At 57.1% G+C, this 24004-nt stretch carries 22 protein-coding genes; 12 read left to right on the plus strand and 10 right to left on the minus strand.

Translation table 11 applies throughout. The features are described from left to right. Positions 1 to 77 precede the first annotated feature (77 nt). The 6 genes from hemH to H9C73_RS13175 form a co-directional block, all read right to left on the minus strand. Complete coding sequence (hemH, locus tag H9C73_RS13150; RefSeq protein ID WP_209288359.1) at positions 78 to 1163, minus strand: ferrochelatase; 1086 nt, start codon at positions 1161 to 1163, stop codon at positions 78 to 80. A gap of 145 nt (positions 1164 to 1308) precedes the next feature. Then, positions 1309 to 2235, minus strand: coding sequence for a branched-chain amino acid ABC transporter permease (locus H9C73_RS13155; protein ID WP_209288360.1), 927 nt, complete (start codon positions 2233 to 2235; stop codon positions 1309 to 1311). A 12-nt stretch (positions 2236 to 2247) separates the two neighbouring features. Continuing rightward, complete coding sequence (locus H9C73_RS13160; protein ID WP_209288361.1) at positions 2248 to 3135, minus strand: branched-chain amino acid ABC transporter permease; 888 nt, start codon at positions 3133 to 3135, stop codon at positions 2248 to 2250. 107 nt (positions 3136 to 3242) lie between these two features. Continuing rightward, positions 3243 to 4442 (minus strand): ABC transporter substrate-binding protein, encoded by a 1200-nt coding sequence (locus H9C73_RS13165; protein ID WP_209288362.1) that lies wholly within the window; start codon positions 4440 to 4442, stop codon positions 3243 to 3245. Positions 4443 to 4489: 47 nt separating this feature from the next. Beyond that, positions 4490 to 5200 carry an ABC transporter ATP-binding protein gene (locus tag H9C73_RS13170; RefSeq protein WP_209288363.1) on the minus strand — a complete coding sequence of 237 codons (711 nt, stop codon included), beginning with the start codon at positions 5198 to 5200 and terminating at the stop codon, positions 4490 to 4492. After that, complete coding sequence (locus H9C73_RS13175) at positions 5197 to 6018, minus strand: ABC transporter ATP-binding protein (protein ID WP_209288364.1); 822 nt, start codon at positions 6016 to 6018, stop codon at positions 5197 to 5199. The genes H9C73_RS13170 and H9C73_RS13175 overlap by 4 nt, the downstream gene beginning before the upstream one ends. 298 nt (positions 6019 to 6316) lie before the next feature. Here H9C73_RS13175 and H9C73_RS13180 point away from each other — a divergent pair, with 298 nt between their 5' ends. From H9C73_RS13180 to H9C73_RS13220, 10 genes are read left to right on the plus strand one after another with little or no spacing between them, the layout of a single operon-like run. Further along, positions 6317 to 6718, plus strand: a complete 402-nt coding sequence (locus H9C73_RS13180) for a MerR family transcriptional regulator (RefSeq protein WP_209288380.1) — start codon at positions 6317 to 6319, stop codon at positions 6716 to 6718. Positions 6719 to 6756: 38 nt separating this feature from the next. Further along, positions 6757 to 7923, plus strand: a complete 1167-nt coding sequence (locus H9C73_RS13185; RefSeq protein WP_209288365.1) for an isovaleryl-CoA dehydrogenase — start codon at positions 6757 to 6759, stop codon at positions 7921 to 7923. A 55-nt stretch (positions 7924 to 7978) separates the two neighbouring features. Continuing rightward, positions 7979 to 9589: a carboxyl transferase domain-containing protein gene (locus H9C73_RS13190; RefSeq protein WP_209288366.1), complete on the plus strand. Its 1611-nt coding sequence runs from the start codon at positions 7979 to 7981 to the stop codon at positions 9587 to 9589. A 27-nt stretch (positions 9590 to 9616) separates the two neighbouring features. Beyond that, complete coding sequence (locus tag H9C73_RS13195; protein WP_209288367.1) at positions 9617 to 10417, plus strand: enoyl-CoA hydratase/isomerase family protein; 801 nt, start codon at positions 9617 to 9619, stop codon at positions 10415 to 10417. A 3-nt stretch (positions 10418 to 10420) separates the two neighbouring features. Next, positions 10421 to 10549: a hypothetical protein gene (locus H9C73_RS16290; RefSeq protein ID WP_268927249.1), complete on the plus strand. Its 129-nt coding sequence runs from the start codon at positions 10421 to 10423 to the stop codon at positions 10547 to 10549. Then, positions 10542 to 12536 (plus strand): acetyl-CoA carboxylase biotin carboxylase subunit, encoded by a 1995-nt coding sequence (locus H9C73_RS13200; protein WP_209288368.1) that lies wholly within the window; start codon positions 10542 to 10544, stop codon positions 12534 to 12536. The genes H9C73_RS16290 and H9C73_RS13200 overlap by 8 nt, the downstream gene beginning before the upstream one ends. After that, complete coding sequence (locus H9C73_RS13205) at positions 12536 to 13444, plus strand: hydroxymethylglutaryl-CoA lyase (protein ID WP_209288369.1); 909 nt, start codon at positions 12536 to 12538, stop codon at positions 13442 to 13444. The genes H9C73_RS13200 and H9C73_RS13205 overlap by 1 nt, the downstream gene beginning before the upstream one ends. 50 nt (positions 13445 to 13494) lie before the next feature. Next, positions 13495 to 14073: a peroxidase-related enzyme gene (locus H9C73_RS13210; RefSeq protein WP_209288370.1), complete on the plus strand. Its 579-nt coding sequence runs from the start codon at positions 13495 to 13497 to the stop codon at positions 14071 to 14073. A 52-nt stretch (positions 14074 to 14125) separates the two neighbouring features. Beyond that, positions 14126 to 15814, plus strand: coding sequence for an AMP-binding protein (locus H9C73_RS13215; RefSeq protein ID WP_209288371.1), 1689 nt, complete (start codon positions 14126 to 14128; stop codon positions 15812 to 15814). Positions 15815 to 15873: 59 nt separating this feature from the next. Continuing rightward, the gene (locus tag H9C73_RS13220; protein WP_209288372.1) at positions 15874 to 16692 is read left to right on the plus strand and encodes a class I SAM-dependent methyltransferase; all 819 of its coding nucleotides are present in this window, start codon (positions 15874 to 15876) and stop codon (positions 16690 to 16692) included. 62 nt (positions 16693 to 16754) lie between these two features. Here H9C73_RS13220 and fabV read toward each other — a convergent pair whose 3' ends face one another. Continuing rightward, positions 16755 to 17951 (minus strand): enoyl-ACP reductase FabV, encoded by a 1197-nt coding sequence (gene fabV / locus H9C73_RS13225; RefSeq protein ID WP_209288373.1) that lies wholly within the window; start codon positions 17949 to 17951, stop codon positions 16755 to 16757. 114 nt (positions 17952 to 18065) lie between these two features. Continuing rightward, on the minus strand, positions 18066 to 18728 hold the full coding sequence (locus tag H9C73_RS13230; protein ID WP_209288374.1) for a TetR/AcrR family transcriptional regulator: 663 nt from the start codon (positions 18726 to 18728) through the stop codon (positions 18066 to 18068). 177 nt (positions 18729 to 18905) lie between these two features. Here H9C73_RS13230 and H9C73_RS13235 point away from each other — a divergent pair, with 177 nt between their 5' ends. After that, a complete protein-coding gene (locus H9C73_RS13235) occupies positions 18906 to 20108 on the plus strand; it encodes a multidrug effflux MFS transporter (protein WP_209288375.1) in 1203 nt (400 codons plus the stop codon). 51 nt (positions 20109 to 20159) lie between these two features. On the opposite strand, the gene H9C73_RS13240 is transcribed toward H9C73_RS13235, so the two are convergent. Together H9C73_RS13240 and H9C73_RS13245 are read right to left on the minus strand one after the other, a co-directional pair. After that, positions 20160 to 21365, minus strand: coding sequence for a YbfB/YjiJ family MFS transporter (locus H9C73_RS13240; RefSeq protein ID WP_209288376.1), 1206 nt, complete (start codon positions 21363 to 21365; stop codon positions 20160 to 20162). 125 nt (positions 21366 to 21490) lie between these two features. Continuing rightward, positions 21491 to 23269, minus strand: a complete 1779-nt coding sequence (locus H9C73_RS13245; protein WP_209288377.1) for an acyl-CoA dehydrogenase family protein — start codon at positions 23267 to 23269, stop codon at positions 21491 to 21493. Between the two features lie 192 nt (positions 23270 to 23461). Between H9C73_RS13245 and H9C73_RS13250 the strand changes: the two genes are divergently transcribed. After that, positions 23462 to 23893 carry a MaoC family dehydratase gene (locus tag H9C73_RS13250; RefSeq protein WP_209288378.1) on the plus strand — a complete coding sequence of 144 codons (432 nt, stop codon included), beginning with the start codon at positions 23462 to 23464 and terminating at the stop codon, positions 23891 to 23893. The last annotated feature ends 111 nt before the right edge of the window (positions 23894 to 24004 follow it).

Genomic DNA, 24004 nt, shown 5'->3' on the forward strand with positions numbered 1-24004 from the left:
TCCTGATGCGACATCCCATTGCCGCTAATCGGTGTATTTTACACCTCGGAAAATCCTTTTTTATGGCTCAGGCATGCCTATTGCGTCGCGCCTTGAGCCTGAGCAAGTTTTGCGCGTTTCGCACCATCGATTTCCGCACCGGCCGACCAGCCTCCCAAGTTTTCCAGCACAAGCGCCTCCAGTGCATTGATATGCGCTGCATCAGCATTCAAGGCCGGGATGTACTCGTAGCGCTCGCCCCCCGCCTCCATGAAGTACTCACGGTTTTCCTGACCAATCTCTTCGATGGTTTCCAGACAGTCTGCCGAGAAACCGGGACAGACGACCTGTACAAACTTGACCCCTTCACCAGGCAGTGACTTGAGCGTTTCATCGGTGTAGGGCTTGAGCCACTCCTCACGACCAAAGCGCGACTGGAAGGTGGTCATCCACTCCCCTTCCTGCAGACCCAGGCGTTCAGCCAGCAGACGGCTGGTTTTGTGGCACTCACAGAAATACGGATCACCCTGCAACAGGTAGCGTTTGGGAACGCCGTGGTAGGACATCAACAGCCTGTCCGGCCGCCCATGGACTTCCCAGTGTGCTTCGATTGACGTGGCCAGTGCCTCGATATAAGGGGCATAGTCATGATAATGATTGATCATGCGAAGCTCGGGCAGCCAACGACGCTGGCGAAAGTCATCGGCGACCGCATCAAAGGTAGAGGCCGTGGTAGCACCGGAGTACTGCGGATAGAGAGGCAGCACCAACAGGCGCCTCACGCCGGCCTGCTGCATGCGATCGATAACGCTGCTGATGGAGGGATTGCCGTAGCGCATGGCGCATTCGACCATCAGGTTTTCACCAAACCGGGCCTGTAGCCGCTCGCGTAATGCATCTCGCTGAGCCAGCGTATGCAACATCAAGGGTGATCCCTGATCGGTCCACACTTCACGATAGGCGGCAGCCGAACGTCTGGGACGAATGTTCAGGATGATACCGTTGAGGATGCACCACCAGATCGGGCGCGGCACCTCGACCACGCGAGGGTCCCACAGAAATTCTTTAAGATAACGACGCAAGGCAGGTGTGGTTGGCGCATCGGGTGTGCCCAGGTTGGTGATCAGCACCCCGGTCAAATCCTGCTGATCATGCTTAAAGCCTTCGACCCCGCGATACCCCATACTGACTCCTTGTGACCTGCTGAATGGCGTGTGTAGATGACGAATCTTAGGCCATACGTGGACAGGGGCCAAGCAGTTCAGTATTCAAACGAAAAAACGCCTGCCGGGGGCATCTCCGACAGGCGAATGGCTCGACGATAAAGGCTTAGCCGAAGTTGCGCTTCCAGACTTTCTGGAATTCACCGACGATACCGCTACGGAACGCCAGTACACAGACCACAAAGATGAAGCCCATGATAATGTGGATGTAGTTACCCAGCTCACCACCCGACAGGTAGTTCTGCATGGTAACGATGACACCTGCACCCACGACAGGTCCGAAAATGGTGCCTACGCCCCCTACCAGGGTCATCAGCACGACCTCACCGGACATGTGCCAGTGCACATCGGTCAGGGATGCCAGCTGGAACACCAGCGTCTTGGTAGAACCCGCCAGACCGGCCAGAGCAGCCGAGATAGTGAAGGCGACCCATTTGTAGTCGTTCACGTTGTAGCCCAGAGACACGGCACGCGGCTCATTCTCACGAATCGCTTTCAGCACCTGACCGAAGGGCGAGTGAATGGTGCGGTGAATCAGCCAGAAACCGAACAGGAAGATCGCCAGTACGAAGTAGTACATGTTCAGATTGTCTGACAGATCGATCAGGCCAAACAGATTGCCGCGCGGTACACCCTGCATGCCGTCCTCACCGCCGGTGAAAGGCGCCTGCAGGTAGATGAAGAACACCAGCTGGGACAGTGCCAGCGTCACCATCGCAAAGTAGATGCCTTCACGCTTGACCGACAGCTTGCCGTAGATGGCCCCCAGCACACCGGCGGCGGCAGTGCCCAGCAAAATGGCGATTTCGGGGGTCAGGCCGGAGTTCATCATCAGCCAGCCGGTGATATAGCCACCGGTCCCCAGGAAGGCAGCGTGACCGAAGGACAGCAGGCCCACGTAGCCCAGCATCAGGTTGAATGCACAGGCAAAGAGCGCAAAGCAAAGGAGCTTGGCCAGGAACACCGGGTAGAGCACAAAGGGCGCCACCAGGGCCAGCAACAACATTACGACATAGAACTTGTTAATTTTCATTTTACTATCCCCTTACGCTTCCTTGCCGAACAGGCCCGCAGGCTTGAGCAGCAGGACAATCACCATCACCAGGAAGATCACCGTATTGGAGGCTTCCGGGTAGAAGTACTTCGTCAAACCTTCGATCACGCCCATGCCAAGACCGGTCAGGATAGCGCCACCGATGGAGCCCATGCCGCCGATGACCACAATGGCGAACACGACGATCAGGAGATTTGAACCCATATCAGGGGTTACCGAGTAGATGGGTGCTGCCATGACACCGGCCAGACCTGCCAGCGCAACACCGAAGCCGAACGTCAGGGTTACGATCAGCGGTACGTTGATACCGAACGCCTGCATCAGCTGTGGGTTTTCAGTACCCGCACGCAGATAGGCACCCAGCTTGGTTTTCTCAATCATCCACCAGGTCAGGCCACAGACTACAACAGAGGCACAGATGATCCAGGCACGGTAATCCGGCAGATACATGAACGGCAGCTTGGTACCACCACTAAGCGCTTCCGGAATAGAGTAAGACAGGCCAGAAGAGCCATACATGTGTGTAAACAGACCCTGCAGCATCAGCGCAAAACCGAATGTCAGCAGCAGACTGTAAAGGTGATCTTCATTTGCGATAGGACGGATCAGGAACCGTTCCATCAGAACGCCGACAAGACCCACTACCAGCGGCACTACCACAAGGGCCGCCCAATAGTTGATGCCCAGGTAGTTCAAAGCCAGCCAGGCCGCAAACGCGCCCAGCATGTACATGGCACCCTGAGCAAAGTTAATGATTTTCAAAAGACCGAAGATGATCGCCAGCCCGAGGCTGAGCAATGCATAGAAGGATCCATTGATCAGACCGACCAACAACTGGCCGAACAAACCAAACAGGTTGATTCCAAGAAAAGTCGCCATAGCCTTGTCCCGTTCACGCCGCTTTTAGTTATTTTTGGCAGCAGAGGTCCGTACCACTGCCCTGAGGGCAGTGGCCGGCCTTGCTTAAGCGGTTTAAAGCTTATTTTTTATTTGAAGTCGCACTCCGGCAACATCGGCGCGTACGCCTGGTCGCCCGGAATAGTGCTTACAACCTTGAAGATGTCGTTGTCATCGCGACGCTCGTCAGGCTTCTTGATTTCGACATAGTACATGTCGTGCACCATACGACCGTCGTTACGGAGGGTTGCATTGCGGGAGAAGAAGTCGTCCGGCTTCATTTCTTTCATCTTGCGGATGACTGCATCAGAGTCATCGGTACCGGCCGCTTCGATGGCTTTCAGGTAGTGCATGGTCATGGAGTATGCACCTGCGTGACCCATCGCCGGGATGGAGCCGTGACGTTCCATGAAGCGCTTGCTCCATTCACGGGTCTTCTCATCCAGATCCCAGTAGAAACCGGTTGTGGTACGCATGCCACCGGCCACGTTCGGGTCCATTGCCTGAGCGTTCGGGGTGAATACCAGCAGACCCGCTACATCCATCATCTGGGTCAGACCGAATTCGGACGCCGCTTTCAGAGAGTTAACGGTATCGTTACCGGCGTTTGCCAGTGCCACTACGTCAGCACCTGAAGACTGTGCCTGGAGAATATAAGAAGAGAAGTCTGTTGTGCCCAGCGGAGCGCGCGCAGCACCTACAACTTCACCGCCGTTCTCTTCGATGACCTTGGTCGCTACGCCTTCCAGGGCGTGACCAAAGGCATAGTCGGCAGTGATGAAGAACCATTTCTTCTTGCCGGCTTCAACCATGGGCTTCACAGTACCCTTGGCCAGCGCAACTACGTTGTAGGTCCAATGAACGTTGTACGGCGAGCACTGCTTGGTGGTGAACGCGTTAGAGGCAGAAGTCGAGATCAGCGCGATCTTCTTGGCATCGGTGGTGACCTTGGTCGCCGCACCGGTTACAGCCGAAGATACCATGCCGCCCACGGCATCAACCTGCTCGTTCTCAACCCACTTGCGCACGATGGCAGAGCCTACGTCCGGCTTCAGCTGGTCGTCTGCACTGACAATCTCGATCGGCGCACCCAGAACGGTACCACCGAAATCTTCAACCGCCATCTGAGTTGCTGTTACGCAACCCTGACCACAGATATCGGCATACACACCGCCCATGTCTGCCAGAACACCGATTTTAACCTTGCCGTCAGAGATCTCGGCCATGGCACCGGTAGAGGCAAAAGCAGCAACGGATGCAGCCAGCAGGGTTTTCTTCATCATTTTCATCGATACTCTCCTGTCGAGCATTTTTATTTTTATGTCTCACACGGGCTTTAAACGCCCAGATAGGTATTCAGGAGCTCTGTCTTGGCTTCAAGCTCATCGGCCTGAACTTCCTCGACAATGTGACCGTGTTCCATAACGTAGTGACGGTCGGCAATCGGGGCAGCAAAACGGAAGTTCTGCTCCACCAACAGAATGGTCAAACCACGCTCCTTCAGCTTGACCAGTACCTCGCCCAGCTTCTGAACGATTACCGGGGCCAGGCCTTCGGTGATTTCGTCCAGCAGCAGAATATTGGCACCGGAGCGCAGGATACGGGCCAGTGCAAGCATTTGCTGCTCACCACCTGACAGGCGGGTGCCCTGGCTGTATCGACGCTCATAGAGGTTGGGGAACATCTCGTAGAGCTCTTCCACACTCATGCCGTCGGAGCGGACAGGAGGTGGCAACAGCAGATTTTCTTCCACGTTCAAGCTGGAAAAAATGCCGCGCTCTTCCGGACAGTAACCCAATCCCAAATGTGCGATCTTGTGGGCCGGAAGCCCGATCGTTTCGGTACCGTTGATGTTAATGGAGCCCGTCCTGCGCCCCACCATATTCATAATGGCCCGCAGCGTGGTCGAACGACCGGAGCCGTTACGTCCCAGCAGCGTCACCAGCTCGCCCTGCATCACGTGCATGTCGATGCCATGCAGGATATGGGACTCACCATAAAAGGCATGCAGATCTGCAATGCGCAGTTTTTCACGGTGCGTACTCATGCCTGTACTTCCTCCTTGTGCCCCTCGGCGGCAGCCGCTTCTGCATTCATGCGATCCTGCTCTTCACTGGCGGCTGTCCCCATGTATGCTTCACGCACACGCGGGTCGGCAGACACAGTGGCATAATCACCTTCGGTCAGAATGGCACCCCGCTGCAATACCGTAATACGGTCAGCAAGCTTGGAGACCACATGCAGGTTGTGCTCCACCATCAGAATGGTGCGATCAGCAGAAACCTTTTTAATCAGATCCGCTACCAGCCCCACATCTTCGTGCCCCATCCCCTGTGTCGGCTCGTCAAGCAGCATCAGTTCAGGTTCAAGTGCCAGGGTGGTCGCAATTTCAAGCGCACGCTTGCGGCCATAGGAAAGGTCGACAGTTTGCGCATCGGCAAATTCGGCCAGGCCAACAGAGTCGAGCAGCTCAATTGCACGATCGTTGAGCTTGTTCAGTACAGCCTGCGGGCGCCAGAAGTGGAAGCTGTTACCTTCCTTGCGCTGCAGGGCGATGCGTACATTCTCCAGCACGGTCAGGTGCGGGAATACAGCAGAAATCTGGAAAGATCGTATGACACCGGCACGCGCAATAGCAGCCGGCTTCATGGCGGTAATATCCTTGCCGTTGAACAGAATCTGACCGGATGTAGGCGTCAGGAACTTGGTCAACAGGTTGAATACTGTCGTCTTGCCGGCACCGTTAGGACCGATCAAGGCATGTATCTGGCCGCGCGTCACCTGGAGGTTAACGTCGTCGACCGCGGTGAAACCCTTAAACGCTTTGATCAGGTTACGGGTCTCGAGAACATAGTCTGCACTCATGTGTAAACCAAGCCTCTTGTTGTTTTTATGCTGGCTTTCGCACTTGGCGTCGAATTTTTTACCTTCACGTAAGGTACGAATGCAAACTAGCAATTTACCTTAGGGGAATACAATTACTACTTTAGTCTAATACTAGTACTTTCATCACACTCAATAGCCATCAATACCCTTATATTTCAATGCTTTAATGATTTTCACAAAAACATTTGCCACCCAAAAAAAGCACAAGTGACACTTTACGTTAACGTAAACTTCATTTAGCCTCGGTAAAAACGATCACAACAGGATTGCACCCTTGATTAGCAAGACCTACTCAATCAGTGAACTCGCTGCCGAGTTTGATGTAACCACCCGCAGTATCCGCTTCTATGAGGATCAGGGACTGTTACATCCGTCTCGCCGCGGCCAGACACGGATCTACAGCAGCAAGGATCGAGTACGACTCAAACTGATCCTGCGCGGCAAGCGTCTGGGCTTTTCACTGGCCGAGACCCGAGAACTCTTCGACCTCTGGGATGACTCCCTGAGCGGTAGTGAGAAGCAGCTCAACCTGCTGCTGAAGACCATTGACGGCAAACGCGCCGAGCTGGAGCAGCAGTTGAAGGACATCGCCATGGTGCAACTGGAACTGGATAACGCCGAAGCGCGCTGTCGCGAAGCACTCAAAGAACTTGAACAGAAAAAGATGACTGCCGAGTAAGCCCCGGGCATCGGCACTATAACAATAAGGTGGACACAATGATCTCTGCATACTCTGAACTGAATTTTGGTCTGGGCGATACCATCGACATGCTGCGTGAGCAGATCAACAGCTTTGCAGCCCAGGAGATTGCACCGCGCGCCGAGTCAATCGACCAGGAAAATGCCTTCCCGAATGATCTGTGGCAAAAGTTTGGTGACATGGGCCTGCTGGGCATCACCGTTAAAGAGGAATGGGGTGGCGTGGAAATGGGCTACCTGGCTCACGTCATCGCGATGGAAGAGATCAGCCGCGCCTCCGCGTCCGTTGGCCTGTCCTACGGTGCTCACTCCAACCTGTGTGTGAACCAGATTCACCGCAACGGTAACGATGAGCAGCGCGCCAAATACCTGCCCAAGCTGATCAGCGGCGAGCACATCGGTGCACTGGCCATGTCCGAACCCAATGCAGGGTCTGACGTTGTATCCATGAAACTGACCGCGCGCGATGCCGGCGACCACTATGTGCTGAACGGCAACAAGATGTGGATCACCAACGGTCCGGACGCCAACGTCTACGTTATTTACGCCAAAACTGATCCTTCAGCCGGCCCCAAGGGCATCACAGCCTTCATCGTTGAGCGTGACACCGAAGGTTTCACCCAGGCCCAGAAGCTGGACAAGCTGGGGATGCGCGGTTCCAACACCTGTGAGCTGGTGTTCCAGGACGCCAAGGTACCCAAGGAAAACATTCTGGGCGAACTCAACGGCGGCGTTAAAGTTCTGATGAGTGGTCTGGACTACGAGCGTCTGGTTCTGTCAGGTGGCCCGCTGGGCATCATGCAGGCAGCCATGGATATCGTTGTGCCCTACGTGCGTGATCGCAAGCAGTTTGGTCAGGCAATTGGTGAGTTTGAGCTGGTACAGGGCAAGATCGCCGACATGTATACCCAGATGAATGCCGCCAAGTCCTATGTCTACATGGTCGCTCAGGCAGCTGACCGCGGCGAAACCACCCGCAAGGATGCCGCCGGCGCCATTCTGTACTCCGCCGAGATGGCCACCAAGGTAGCACTGGATGCCATCCAGCTGCTGGGCGGTAACGGCTATATCAACGAATTCCCGACCGGACGCCTCCTGCGTGACGCCAAGCTTTATGAGATCGGTGCCGGTACGTCCGAAATCCGCCGCATGCTGATCGGCCGCGAGCTGTTCCTCAACAAATAAGAATAACCGACCGCCGTCGGGCAGCCCCCTGCCCGACGCAGCGAGGAGCCTTTCGATGACTCAACTGCAGAGCAAAGTAAATCCGCGCGCGGATGAATTTCGCGCCAACCACGATTCCATGGCAGCCGCCGTGGGCGACCTGCGTGACAAGGTTGCGCAGATTGAACAGGGCGGCGGCCCCAAATACCAGGAGCGCCACCTCTCTCGTGGCAAACTCCTGCCCCGTGACCGTATCAACACCCTGATTGACGAGGGCTCTCCCTTTCTGGAGCTGTCCCAGATGGCGGGCTATAACGTCTACGACGAAGATGTGCCCGCAGCCGGTATTATCACCGGCATTGGCCGTGTCAGCGGTGTCGAGTGCATGATCATTGCCAATGATGCCACCGTAAAGGGAGGCACCTACTACCCGGTCACGGTCAAGAAGCACCTGCGCGCCCAGGAGATCGCCGAGCAGAACCACCTGCCCTGCATCTATCTGGTCGATTCCGGTGGCGCCAACCTGCCGCGTCAGGACGATGTATTCCCGGACCGTGACCATTTTGGCCGCATCTTTTACAACCAGGCACGCATGTCCTCAAAGGGCATCCCGCAGATCGCCGTCGTGATGGGCCTGTGTACCGCGGGTGGTGCCTATGTCCCGGCCATGGCAGACGAATCCATCATCGTACGCAACCAGGGCACCATCTTCCTGGCAGGCCCACCGCTGGTAAAAGCCGCCACCGGTGAAGTTGTCAGCGCGGAAGATCTGGGTGGTGCGGATGTGCACTGTAAAACCTCCGGTGTGGCTGACCACTACGCAGAAAACGACCAGCACGCACTGCAGATCGCCCGCGACTGCGTCAAGAACCTGAACCACCGCAAGCAGCTTAACGACCTTAACCTGCGCAAGCCGGAAGCGCCGCTGTATTCAGCCGAAGAACTGTACGGCATCGTTGGCACCGACCTGCGCAAGCCCTTTGACGTGCGTGAAGTGATCGCCCGCATCGTTGACGGTTCTGAATTCGACGAATTCAAGAAGTATTACGGCACCACGCTGGTAACAGGTTTTGCCCACGTACACGGCTACCCGGTGGGCATCGTCGCCAACAACGGTATTCTGTTCGGTGACTCGGCTCAGAAAGGGGCTCACTTCATCGAGCTCTGCTGCCAGCGCAAGATCCCCCTGCTCTTCCTGCAGAACATCACCGGCTTCATGGTCGGCCAGAAGGCTGAATCCGAAGGGATCGCCAAGCACGGTGCGAAGATGGTTACCGCTGTGGCCTGCGCCAATGTTCCCAAGCTGACGGTCCTGATCGGCGGCAGTTTCGGTGCCGGCAACTACGGCATGTGTGGCCGTGCCTACAGCCCCAACTTCCTGTGGATGTGGCCCAATGCACGTATCTCCGTCATGGGTGGAGAACAGGCTGCCGGCGTGCTCGCAACGGTCAAGCGCGACGGCATGGAGCGTAAAGGCGAAGAGTGGTCCGCTGAGGATGAGGCCGAGTTCAAGAAGCCGATCATCGATACCTATGAGCACCAGGGCCATCCTTATTATGCCAGCGCCCGTCTCTGGGATGACGGCGTCATCGATCCGGCTCAAACCCGCGATGTTATCGGCATGGGCCTCTCGGCTGCACTGAACAAGCCGATTGACGAAACACGCTTTGGTGTCTTCCGCATGTAATGCGGGCCCGAGATGAAGGAATGCGCTATGGACAATAACAATAACGCCGTACTGCTGGACATCTCATCTCAGGGTGTTGCCACCCTGACGCTGAACCGTCCCGAAGTACACAACGCTTTTGATGACAGCATCATCGCAGCCCTGATCGAGGCCCTTGAAGCCACCGACCGCGACCCCGAGGTGCGCGTACTGGTGCTGCGCTCCAACGGCCGCAACTTCTCCGCCGGTGCCGACCTTGGCTGGATGAAGCGGATGGCCGCCAACAGTCATCAGGAGAACCTCGAAGATGCCGGTCAGCTGGCACGGCTGATGGAAGCTCTGAACAACCACAGCAAACCCACTATCGGTCTGGTACAGGGCGCTGCCTACGGTGGCGCTGTCGGGCTCGCGGCCTGCTGCGACATCGTCATTGCCACCGAACAGAGCCAGTTCTGCCTCAGTGAGGTGAAGATCGGCCTGATTCCGGCGGTGATCAGCCCCTACGTGGTGCGGGCCATTGGCGAGCGCTTGTCCCGTCGCTACTTCCTTACGGCTGAACCCTTCAGTGCGCGAGTCGCAGCCGATGCAGGTCTGGTGCACGAAGTGGTGCCGCACCCGGACCTGCTGGAAGAAGCCAGCAAGCGATTCATTGCTCAACTGCGCCGCAACAGTCCTCAGGCCATGAATGCCGCCAAGGACCTCATTTTTGCAGTGAGCCAGAAACCGATAGACCAGTCGGTCATTGATGATACGGCCCGCCGTATTGCGGATATCCGTGTCAGCGACGAAGGCCAGGAAGGACTGGGTGCCTTCCTCGAAAAGCGCAAACCGAACTGGATCGAGGAATAAGTCATGTTTAACAAGATTCTGATTGCCAACCGTGGTGACCAGTTGCATCAGCAACTGGCGGCAAAGCCAAATCGCATGCCGAAGCGCGCAGCGCATGCAGGCGATCTCGACACGGAGGCTTCCCATGTTTAATAAAATCCTTATTGCCAACCGTGGCGAGATCGCCTGCCGCGTGATCCAGACCGCACACCGTTTGGGTATCCGCTGCGTTGCCGTTTACTCCGAGGCAGATCGTCACGCCCGCCACGTCGCCATGGCCGATGAAGCCTTCCTGCTGGGCCCTGCACCCAGCAGCGAGAGTTACCTGCGTGCGGACAAAATCATCGAAGTGGCCAAGGCCAGCGGAGCGCAAGCCATCCACCCGGGCTACGGTTTCCTGTCCGAGAACACCGACTTTGCCAAGGCCTGCGAAGCCAACGACATCGTTTTCATCGGCCCGCCCGCTTCCGCTATTGCTGCCATGGGCTCCAAGTCTGCAGCCAAGGCGATCATGCAGGACGCCGGTGTGCCGCTGGTACCGGGTTACCACGGTGACGACCAGAGCGCCGACCTGCTGCGTGCCGAAGCCGAGAAGTGTGGTTTCCCGCTGCTGCTGAAAGCGGTTGCCGGCGGCGGCGGCAAGGGCATGCGTGTGGTTGAGTCGATGAGCGAATTTGACGATGCTCTGGCCGCTGCACAGCGTGAAGCCAAAAATGCCTTCGGCAACCCGGACATGCTGATCGAGAAATACCTGACCCAGCCGCGCCATGTGGAGATCCAGGTCTTCTGCGACAGCCAGGGCAATGGTGTGTACCTTGCCGAACGTGACTGCTCCGTTCAGCGCCGCCACCAGAAAGTACTGGAAGAAGCGCCCGCGCCCGGCCTCAGCGAGGAGACTCGCAAGGCGATGGGTGAAGCCGCGGTCCGTGCAGCGCAGGCCATTGACTACGTTGGCGCCGGCACAGTGGAATTCCTCTACGACGTGGACGGCTCCTTCTACTTCATGGAGATGAACACCCGTCTGCAGGTAGAGCACCCGGTCACCGAAATGATCACCGGACAGGATCTGGTGGAGTGGCAGCTGCGCGTGGCCAACGGTGAAGCCCTGCCGCTGCAGCAAGATCAAATCCGTCTGCGCGGTCATGCTCTGGAAGCCCGTATTTACGCCGAAGATCCTGACCACGACTTCCTGCCCGCCACCGGCACCCTGCGCTACCTGCGCACGCCGGATGAGAATGCACATGTGCGTGTGGATACCGGTGTTGTGGAAGGTGATGAAGTCAGCATCCATTATGACCCGATGATCGCCAAGCTGGTCGTGTGGGACGATAACCGTGAGCGTGCCATCAACCGCATGGTACAGGCGTTGGAGGAGTACCGTATCAGCGGTGTCAAAACCAACATCCGCTTCCTGCACGCACTGGCCGATTCCGCGCCCTTCCGCAACGAAGATCTGGATACCGGCTTTATCGGCAAGCACGAAGACCTGCTGTTCCCGCCGGCACAGCTGGATGAGAACCTGGGGCTGGTACTCAGTGCCTGTTTCTTCCTGCTGCGCAGCAAGGCGCAACAGACATTGCCGGCTGACCCCTGGTCGCCCTTTGCACGTCAGAACAGCTGGCGTCTGAACTCGCAGTTTGCGCGCCCCATGAAGCTGCTCAGTGATGATGTGGAGCACGCACTCAGCATCCTGGAGCAGGATGATCGCTTTGAAATCCGCATCGGTGACAGCAGCTACGAAGTACGGGCATCACTGCAGGATGACCGCCTGCAGGCAACCGTGAACGGCCACCGCTTCTCCATCTGTGGTGACCTCCACCAGGACCAGCTGGTGCTGTTCCATGAAGGCGAGACCTTCCACTGTGCTCTGCACCGCGAGCTGTACGGCCTTGAAGATCAGGCCAGTGAAGGCGGCCTGCAGGCACCGATGAACGGCTCTGTCGTCGCGGTAATGGTGAAGCCGGGTGATGTGGTCGAAGCGGGTCAGACACTGGTCATCATGGAAGCCATGAAGATGGAGCACGCCATCAAGGCGCCTGCCAAGGGTACGGTCAGCGATGTCTTCTTCGCCGAGGGCGACCTGGTATCCGAAGGGGCCGAGCTGATCTCCGTCGATCTGGACGATGAGGAGGCGGCCTGATGAGCTTTCCGAAACAGGTGCGCATCGTCGAGGTGGGGCCGCGTGACGGCCTGCAGAACGAACCGGGCCCGATCATCCCGACTGAAACCAAGGTCGAGCTGATCAACCGACTCGCTGCTGCCGGTGTCCGTCACATTGAAGCGGCGAGCTTCGTGTCCCCCAAGTGGGTGCCTCAGATGGGAGATGCCGCTGCTGTCATGGCCGGCATCAACCGCCAGCCGGGTGTCACCTACTCGGCCCTGACACCGAACCTGAAAGGGATCGAGGGCGCCATTGCAGCCAAGGCATCCGAGGTCGCCGTGTTCAGCGCCGCCTCGGAAGCGTTTACCCAGAAAAACATCAACTGCACCATCGCCGAAAGCCTGGAGCGATTCGTCCCTGTCATTGAACAGGCGCAACAGGCCGGCATTCGCGTGCGCGGTTATGTATCCACCGTGTTGGGCTGCCCCTACACCGGTGACATAGCCCCCGAGCAGGTTGCAGCCGTCAGCCGTGAGCTGCTGGATATGGGCTGCTACGAAATATCGCTGGGCGATACCATCGGCAAGGGCACGCCTCTGAAAGCCAAGAAGATGCTGGAAGCCGTGGCGCGCCAGATTCCGATGGAAAAGCTGGCCGCACACTTCCATGACACCTACGGGCAGGCACTGGCCAACCTGTACGCTGTGCTGGAAGAAGGTGTCGCAGTGATCGACAGCTCAACTGCAGGCCTGGGCGGATGCCCTTACGCACGCGGTGCATCGGGCAACGTGGCCACCGAGGACGTGCTTTACCTGCTGGAGGGCCTGGAAATCGAGACCGGCATCAATCTTCAATCCGTGGTTGATACCGGTCACTGGATTACGCGTGAGCTTGGGCGTCATAATGGCTCCAAGGTTGCGCAGGCGCTGGGCGAGTGCAGCCAGTGAAGCGCCATTCAGTCTTTAAACCCGCATAACAATAATCAGGGGTAGGAAGGATGTCACAGCCTGACCATATAACCGCTCTGGAACTGCCGGTACCTGAACGTCACCAATTGCCGGATGACGTACAGAAGTACTTCGGCAAATGTGACGAAAAGCTGGGCATGGTGCCCAATGTCCTCACGGCCTACAGCCATAATCTGGCGCAGTTCGAGGTATTCACCCGCTTTTACAACGAACTCATGTTCGGGGAGAGCGAGCTCAGCCCTCTGGAACGCGAGATGATCGCCGTGGTCGTCTCGTCCGAGAACCACTGCTATTACTGCATGACCGCCCACGGTGCTGCTGTTCGCGAATACTCCGGCGACCCGGCTCTGGGCGAGCTGATGGTGATGAATTACCGAGTTGCCGAGCTGGATCAGCGCCAGCGCGCCATGCTCGACTTCGCCTGGAAGCTGACCACCACACCCGCGGAGATAACTGAAGATGATCGCCAGGCCCTGCGAGATGCCGGGTTCAGCGAGCGCGGCATCTGGGATATCGCCAACATTGCCGGTTTCTACAACATGACAAACCGCGTGGCCAGCGCAGTCGACATGCAGCCGAACCCTGAATATCACGCACGTTTCCGTTGAGAATTGAGATTTTTCATCAGACCGGATAAGAAAAAAAACGGGAGTCATAACGATGAGCAACATTCTGCCAAGCTACACCAGCAGCACCGCCGACAAGCCACTGATCGGCATGACCATTGGCGACAAGTTTGACGAAATCGCCAACCAGTACCCTGACAACGACGCCCTGATTGTCCTGCATCAGGATATTCACTGGACCTACCGTGAGCTGCAGGAGCAGGTGAACCGCTGTGCCCGCGCCCTGCTGGCACTGGGTGTCAAGAAAGGCGACCGTGTGGGCGTCTGGTCCCCGAACTGCTCCGAGTGGACCATTTCCCAGTTCGCAACAGCCAAAATCGGCGCCATTCTGGTCAACATCAACCCGGCCTACCGTACCCATGAGCTGGAATATGCGCTGAACCAGTCCGGCGCCCGCTTCCTGATTACGGCAGACAGCTTCAAGACCTCTGATTACCGCAGCATGCTGTTTGAACTGGCCCCGGAACTCAAGGCCTGTGCCGACGGCAAGCTGAAATCCCAGAAGCTGCCTGAACTGGAATGCATCATTAATCTGGACAGTGAAAAGCACGCCGGCATGTGGCGCTGGGCTGACATGCTGGAACTGGCCGATCAGGTCAGTGAAAAGGACCTGGCCGATCTTCAGGCTACCCTGCAGTTCGATGAGCCGATCAACATCCAGTACACCTCGGGTACTACCGGCTTCCCCAAAGGCGCCACCCTGTCCCATCACAACATCCTGAACAACGGCTTCTTCGTGGCCGAGAGCATGGGCTTCACCAGCGAAGACCGTCTGGTCATTCCGGTGCCGCTCTACCACTGCTTCGGCATGGTGATGGGTAACCTGGGCTGTGTCACCCACGGTGCTGCCATGATCTACCCGGATGAAGGCTTTGAGCCGACCTCCGTCCTCAAGGCTGTGCACTCCCAGAAAGCCACCGCTCTCTACGGCGTACCCACCATGTTCATTGCCGAGCTGGACCACCCGGAGTTTGAAACCTTCGATCTGTCCACCCTGCGCACCGGTATCATGGCCGGCTCCATCTGCCCGACCGAGGTGATGAAGCAGGTGATCAACAAAATGAACATGAAAGAGGTTCAGATCGCTTACGGCATGACCGAAACCAGCCCGGTTTCAACCCAGACCGGCGCCGATGACAGCATCGAAAAGCGCGTTTCAACCGTCGGCCGCACCCAGCCGCACCTGGAAACCAAGATTGTGGATCCGGGTACCGGCCAGATCGTACCCCGTGGTGAGATCGGCGAACTCTGCACCCGTGGTTACAGTGTCATGCTGAAGTACTGGAACAACGAAAAAGCCACTGCCGAAGCGATTGACGAAGCGGGCTGGATGCATACGGGTGACCTGGCCACCATGGATGAAGAAGGCTACGTTCAGATCGTGGGCCGTATCAAGGACATGGTGATCCGCGGTGGCGAAAACGTCTATCCGAAGGAAATCGAAGAGTTCCTGTACACCCACCCGGCCGTGTCTGAAGTGCAGGTTACCGGTGTTCCGGACAAGAAATACGGTGAAGAGCTGATCGCTTGGGTCAAACTGCATGCCGATGCAGAAGACGTGACAGGCGAAGATCTGCGCGAGTTCTGCAAGGGCAAGATCACCCACTTCAAGATTCCGCGCTACTTCAAGTTCGTGCAGGAATTCCCGATGACCGTGACCGGCAAGATTCAGAAGTTCAAGATGCGCGAGATCTCCATCGAGGAGCTGGGTCTGGACGACTGATCAATCTTTGACGTAACAGGAGATAAACGCCGGCTCCCTCTGAGCCGGCGTTTTTGATCATGAGCATTGAACAGCACTACGAACAGCAACTTGATACCACTGCCCTGCTAGAACAGGTCCGAACCCACTATCCCGAGGGTGCCGATCTGTACCAGCTGGCACCGCTGGATCAGTTGCACATTGGCGGCATCAAGGCTTCCGAACGCCTGCTCAGGCACCTGGACCCGTCACAGCCGTTGAGCGTGCTGGATATTGGCTCCGGCGCAGGCGGGTTAATGCGACAAGCCGCCCTGCGCGGTATCGAGATGATCGGGCTGGATATTACTCATCAGCTCAACCGGCTGAACCAGGGGCTCAACCACTGTCTTAATACACCGGTCAATACCGAGATACTCACCGCTGACGCTCACCACCTGCCCTTCGCTGACAACAGTATGGACCGCGTGCTGTTTCAGCACAGCCTGCTCAACATGCCGGATGATACGGCGGTACTGACCGAGTGCAGGCGCATCCTCAAACCCGGCGGTCAACTGATCATGCATGAGGTGCTGGAAGGCCCTCACCCGGAAAAGATGCAGTACCCGGTGCCTTGGGCAGAAACCCCTCAGCAGTCGCATCTGTTGTCTCAAACTGCGTTTGAGCAACGCCTGCACGACTGCGGCTTCAATCAGGTCCAGCTTGAGGACTGGAGTGAAGACGCGCTGGAATGGCGCCGCCGGCAGCTCAATAAGGAAACACAAGGCAAGGCCGTCCGCGCCCCTCTGTCACCTGTATTGATACTGGGACCGCGCTTCAAGGCAATGGGGCAAAATCTGGTCAAGAACCTTGAAGCAGGTGCGATTCGGGTGATGGAAGTCACCGCAAGTACCTGCTTCTAAGCACAAAAAAGCCCCACGGGTCGAGTAACCCGCAGGGCTTCTTTATCACAGCTCGCCTGGCGTTAGATGTCCTGAACGTCGAACTGCACTTCCGGGTTCACATCGGCTTCATAGTCAACGCCGTCGATGCCGAAACCGAACAGCTTCAGGAACTCATCCTTGTACAGCTGGTAGTCGGTCACGTCGAACAGGTTCTCGCTGGTCACCTGCGGCCAGAGGTCACGACAGGCCTGTTGTACGTCCTCGCGCAGCTCCCAGTCATCCAGGCGGAAACGGTTGCCGTCATCCATCTGGGCAGTTGTACCGTACAGGCCGGTCTTGAACAGACGGTGTACCTGCTCCATGCAGCCTTCATGCAGACCCTGCTCGCGCATCACCTTGAACACCATGGACAGGTATAGCGGCATCACAGGAATGGCGGAGCTGGCCTGTGTCACAACAGATTTCAGAACAGCCACGTTTGCCTGACCGTTATGAGCGCCGGAGAGCTTGTCATTCAGCTCCCCTGCCGCACGATCCAGGTCCTGCTTGGCCTTGCCCAGCGCACCATGCCAATAGATCGGCCAGGTAATATCAGTACCGATATAGCTGTAGGCAACGGTTTTGCAGTCTTCAGCCAGTACACCGGCGTCTTCCAGCGCATTGACCCAGAGTTCCCAGTCTTCGCCGCCCATCACGGTAACCGTGTTGGCCACTTCTTCTTCCGTCGCCGGCTCGATCTCGGCTTCGGTGATCACGTCCTTGTTGGTGTCGATGGCGGTAGAGCGGTACGGCTCACCAATCGGCTTAAGTACTGAGCGCACCACTTCACCGGTGTCGGGCATTTTGCGTACCGGAGAGGCCAGCGAGTAGACCACGAGATCCACCTGACCCAGGTCTTCCTTGATCAAGTCGATGGTTTTCTGCTTGGCTTCGTGGGAGAACGCATCGCCGTTCAGGCTCTTGGCGTAGAGGCCCGCTTCCTTGGCGTACTTGTCGAACGCAGCGGCGTTGTACCAGCCCGCGGTGCCCGGCTTGCGCTCGGTACCCGGCTTCTCAAAAAACACGCCGATGGTTGCAGCATCACTGCCAAAGGCTGCCGCGATGCGGGAGGAAAGGCCGTAACCGCTGGATGCACCAATCACCAGCACACGCTTGGGACCGTTTTCGATCTTGCCCTGTGCCTTTGTGAATTCAATCTGCTCACGCACGTTGGCATCACAGCCAACCGGGTGGGTAGTGGTACAGATAAAGCCACGGATTTTCGGTTTGATAATCATATTCGATTCGGTGCCGTTGTTTTGGAAACAGAAAATAGTAACCGGTACTTTCGGGTACAAAATTGCCGCCTAAGATACCGTATTTGCTGCGACGACAACAGCTTTGCACCCGGATCAGCCGCCCTGACGCGGGGCTGCACCATAAAGAAAGAGCTCCACCGCCTGATCTACCGCGTCATCGCGCTCATGATCGCCAATAGGCATGCCCAACATGGCACGCAGCTGAAAGTTGCCCTTCACCATCTCAAGAAACTGGAACGCAGCCAGATCGGTATCACGGATCTTCAGCACGCCCTGATCAACCTGTGACTGCAGGTAGGCACTGAGCTTATCGTTAATCCGCTTGGGTCCCTGTTCGTAAAACAGCGCCTGGATCCGCTCCCGCTCACTGCTGCAATCGGTCATGACCAGTCGATACAGTCCAACCGCTTCCGGCGAGAGGACACGCTCCAGCATCAGATGCCCGTAACGCTTTAATGCCTGCTCGGGGGTTTCCTGGCGCTTGATGGCACATTCCACCGCCTCAAAGGCACTGAAAACACGATTGGAGGTTTGCGTCATCATTGCTTCAAACAGCCCCAGCTTGTTGCCAAACAAGCGGTAGAGCGTGCTCAGGGATCCGCCGGCACGGCACATGATGTCGTTGATACTGGCGTTGTCGTAGCCCTGCTCAATAAACACTTCACGTGCAGCATCCAGAATGCGTTTTTGACGCTCCAGTCCTTTGGGGGTCAGCCCACAAGGGTGGGTCGCTGGCCCTGTTTGATCGTTACTCATGAGTCTGTCTTTGTTGAAATGCTGTCGCATTATAACAGCACAGCCCGCCAAAGAACCTGCATGGATCAATGGACAGGCAGGATTAATGTAATGTATATTACACTACATTCATGTTACTCCCTTCTTTTCGGGCCTGCCAGTCCAGACTGACAGCCCTGTTTTTTTTACAGGTTCACCATGACAACACCTCAAGCTCATATTCCGGGCCTGATTTTCATGCTTGCCGGTCTTACAGCATTGGGCCCTCTATCGACAGATGCCTACCTGCCGGCCATTCCATCCATTGCTGAAGGCCTTGGGGTGTCCATTCACGACGTTGAGCTTTCGGTCAGCCTGTTTTTAGGCGGCTTTTCCTGCGGACAACTGACAGGCGGCCCTCTGTCTGATCGCTACGGGCGTCGCGTAGCGGTGTTCAGCGGGCTGTGTCTGTTTTTTATTGGTGCCCTGCTCGCCTCTCTGGCCGACAGCATTTCTGCACTCTGGACCGCACGAATCCTGCAGGGGTTTGGCGGTGGCCTGAGTGTCGTGAACTCCATGGCCATTATTCGTGACCGTCACTCGGGCCGTGAAAGTGCACAGGCGATGGGCAAGATGGCCAGTATTCTGATGCTGGCACCACTGCTGGCCCCGGTCCTGGGAACACTGCTGCTGGAGCTTGGCAGCTGGCGGCTGGTGTTCTATTTCCTGTCAGCCTATGCCTTCATCATTCTGGTTCTGCTGATGCTGCGCCTGCCGGAAACACGCCGCAAAAGCAGCACGCCTCAACCCAACCCGTTCCGTGCCTATCTGAACGTACTGACGCATCGCTCGGCACTGGGCTATTTATGCTCGGTGGCCTGTGCCTACGCCGGAATGTTTGCTTTCATCACCGGCTCACCCGGTAGCTATATCGACTATTACGGCGCCAGCCCGGCGCTCTATACGGTGCTGTTTGGGTTGAACATCATTACCCTGCTGGGCTGCAACCAGCTCAATATTCGTCTGTTGCACCGTTTCAGCACCCAGCAACTGCTTCAGCTGGGGCAGCGCATTCAGCTTGCCTGCGCACTCTTGCTGACACTTTCGTTTGTCGTACTCGATGCCCCGCTGCCGGTGATCGTTGCTCTGATCATGGTCTTTATTGGTGTGCAGGGCTTTGTTATCGCCAACGGCATGGCCGGCACCAGCGAGTTTTTCCCTCACTCGGCGGCAACAGCGACGGCGCTAATCGGGGCCTGTGGCTTCGGCTGCGGGGCTTTGGCCGGTTCACTGGTGGGCTTACTGGGTGATGGCACCCCTCTGCCCATGATTCTGGTGATGTTGAGCATGACGGTGGTGGGTAACGTACTGGGCAGCTGGCTATTACCCCGTAAGCAGACTGCTCAGACCTGCCAGCAGTGATCACGCCACCGGACATGGTGGCACGATCAAGGTATTAAGGATTCAGCGGGTTCAGGCACTGGCTCGATTGGTGTTATCCAGCTCGGCGGCGGTTTGATCAGTGAACTTCAGCAGCAGAATCAACGCCGCCCCCAGGGTTAAAAACCCGCCTGCCAGCCATAGACCCAGGGCATAATCGCCGAAGTGTTCCGCCATCACACCGGTCAACGCGGGCGCGAAAATTTGAGCCAGGCCATAGGAGAGGGTCATGCGCCCCATCAGGCGGGCTGGTTTTGACGGGTAGAGGCGCCCGGCCATGGTCAATACCAGACTCACACAGCCGATAAAGGTACCGCCAAAGAGTACGGCACTGATCAGGACGACAGTCAGGCTTTGATCAATTGCCGGCAGGACAATCCCTCCCACCTGAACCAGGTAGGCAAGCAGCAGGGCTCCGAGATAGCCCATCCGCCGCGCAATCAGGTCCCAGACCATCACGGCAGGCGCAGCCGCCAGCCCGACCACCAGGAAGGCCAACTGCCCCATGCCGGCCAGATCCGGTTCACGCTCGACAATGGTGACGATAAAGGTCGCACTGACCACATAGCCGTAACCGGCACAGAAATAGGCCGCCATCATCAGCCAGATAAAACGCCTGCTCGGCGGGTTGTCCTGCATCGCATGGCCACCCGAACCCGGCACACTGACAGCAGGCGGCGGCAGCCAGCGCCAGGCCGGTACGGCCAGCACGAGGCCCAGTACGGCAAACCAGAACCATTGATCCGCCCAATCCAGCGACAGCGCCAGAAAGGCTTCAACCACCACGGCCGCAAACACGATCCCAAGCCCTGCACCTGCGAAATGGATGCCCAGTTCACTGCGGTGTTGATGGCGGATCAGCCAGTTCAGAATCAGGCCGGACGCAATCAACATGGAACCGGCACTGCTCAAGCCGGACAGGAAGCGTAACAGCGACCAGAGCAGCATGTTGTCCGTCATGGCCATGCCGGCCGTGGTCAGCACAGCCAGCACCAGCCCAAGCCGGTACAACCTGTCTTTCAATTGAAGATCTGATACAGACGCGGCCACCATTGCACCGCACATGTAGCCACTGTAGTTGATGGCTGCCAGCCAGCCGCCTTCGGCATCACCGATCCAGGTCTGATCCTGCATGACCGGCAGCAGCGGAGTATAGGAAAATCGGGCAATACCGACACAGAGAATCTGGCTGAAGATACCGGCAAACAATACCTTCAGGCGTTGGGCCTGATCCGACATAGTGGGTTCCTTATCATTATTGTTGGCTATCCCAGAGCTCTATTGTGCACCAGCGTAATGGTTTCATCCAGACACAAAAAAGCCCGACAAAAAGCCGGGCTTGAATCAGAATATTGGATCGATGTTTATTGCCAGGCGCTGGCGAACTGCTCTTCCGGCAATGCCATGATCGACTGACTGCCATCATTAAGCATATCGGCAAAGCCTTTCCAGCGTGGCAGCAGGTGCGCCATGTAAAATCGAGCACTCTCCTGCTTCGCCTGCAGATAAGGGTCATCATCGCCCTGAGCGGCCAGTTCAACGGCAGCACTCGCCTGACGCAGCAGCTCCCAGCCGCCGCAGACATAACCCGCCAGCATCATGAAGTTATAGGCGATCGCCCCCGGCAGAACGGCATCCGTCTCGGCACCGCTCAGCAACAGCTCGCGTGCCTTTTCCAGACCGTTCACGGCCTCTTCAAGCTGCTTGGCCTGCGCCGTCAGGCTCGGATCAGCTGAGGCCACCGCACCGCGCATCTCTTCAATCAGTACCGCCAGAGCAGCCCCCTTGTCCATCAGCGTCTTGCGGCCGACCAGGTCCAGTGCCTGTATACCGTTGGTGCCCTCGTAGATCGGCAGGATACGCGCATCACGGTAATGCTGGGCCGCACCGGTTTCCTCGACGTACCCCATGCCACCATGAACCTGCACGCCCAGCGAGGTGACTTCCTGTGCCACTTCGGTACACCAGCCTTTCACGATCGGCGTCAACAGCGCTGCACGTGTCTGCTCCCGGGCTTTCGCTTCATCGCTATCAGCCTTGGTCGCAAAATCAAGGCTGCCACAGGCGTCATAGGCAATGGCACGACCTGCCTCGGTCAGTGTTTTCATGGTCAATAGCATACGACGCACATCGGCATGCCGAATGATGGGGCCAGCCTCTTTGGTACCGACGGCAGGGCCCTGAATACGTTCAAACGCATATTCCAGTGCCTGCTGGTACGCCCGTTCGGAGATGGAAACCCCCTGCAGCCCTACACTCAGGCGCGCGTTATTCATCATGGTAAACATGCAGGCCAGGCCGCGGTTGGGCTCACCCACTAGATAGCCGATGGCATTGTCGAAACCCATTACACAGGTGGCAGAGGCATGAATCCCCAGCTTGTGCTCCAGCGACAGAGGCTTGGCAGTGTTGCGCTCGCCCAGACTGCCGTCTTCATTCACCAGATATTTGGGCACCAGGAACAGCGAGATACCACGCACCCCCGGCGGTGCGTCCGGCAGCCGCGCCAGCACCAGATGAATGATGTTCTCGGACATCTCATGATCGCCCCAGGTGATGAAAATCTTCTCGCCGCTGATCCGGTAGTGGTCACCTTCGGGTTCAGCCTTGGTACGGACCACCGAGAGATCCGAGCCTGCATTGGATTCGGTCAGGTTCATGGTGCCGCACCACTCGCCGCTCACCAGTTTGGGCAGGTATTTGGCCTTGAGTTCATCGCTGCCGTTCAGGTCCAGACATTCGACGGCACCCTGACTCAGCATTGGGCACAGGCCCCAGGCCATGTTGGCCGAGTGCCACATCTCCATCACAGGAATTGAGAGCAGGAAGGGCAAGCCCTGGCCACCGTACTCGGGATCAAACTGAAGCGAACCCCAGCCGCCTTCTGCATACTGCTGGTACACCTCCTTGAAGGACTCCGGGCAGACCACGCCGCCGTCCTTGAGCTGAACACCCTGCTGGTCTCCTTCCCAGTTGGTCGGTGAAACAACGTCACGCGCCACGCGTGAGGCTTCTTCCAGAATGGCATCCACCATGTCAGCCGACGCATCCTCGAAGCCCGGCTTCTGTGCCAGCTCCGGCATGCGGGCAACATGATTGAGAGTCAGCTTCATATCCTTGAGGGGCGCATTGTAATCAGCCATACGATACCTTCTTGACGGTCGTTATGCGGAGCCGGCAACCAGATTCAAACGGACTGGCACCGGCAAAAATAAGGGAATACACTTATTCTAGCACTAACTTCGGATTTGATAAGTAGGGAATCGTTCATTCGGTCGATTTATACTCCCCTACTTTGGTTACACTCACTCAAAACGACAACGAGAGACATAGACATGCAGGAACTGCACGGATATTACCTGGAAGATCTGGAAGTAGGCATGAGCGCTTCCTACGCCAAAACCATTACAGATGCAGATGTGGTGCTGTTTGCAGGCCTGTCCGGTGACAACAACCCGATTCACATCAACGATGAATACGCCAAGACCACACCGTTCAAGCAGCGCATCGTGCACGGCATGTTCAGCGCAGCGCTGATCTCTACTGTCGCCGGCACCCGTCTGCCGGGACCGGGCGCCATCTATGTGGACCAGCAATTGAAGTTCAAGGCTCCGGTCCATATCGGTGATACTGCCACCGCAACCCTGACCGTGACCGAGATCGACGAACGTCGTCGCCGCGTGAAATGCCGCACCGACGTACACGTGGGTGATACGCTGGTGGCAACCGGCGAAGGCACCTTCATGGTTGACCGCCGGGAAGGCTGAGACCCGACCGGAACGACAAAAGCCGGCTATCTGCCCACTGCTGTCCCATAAATGGCAGCAAATGAGAAAGCCTGAATCCAAGTGAGTAAAATGAGAGTGCGACCAAACACT

This window comes from Marinobacterium alkalitolerans, assembly GCF_017776525.1.
GTDB classification, from domain to species: domain Bacteria; phylum Pseudomonadota; class Gammaproteobacteria; order Pseudomonadales; family Balneatricaceae; genus Marinobacterium; species Marinobacterium alkalitolerans.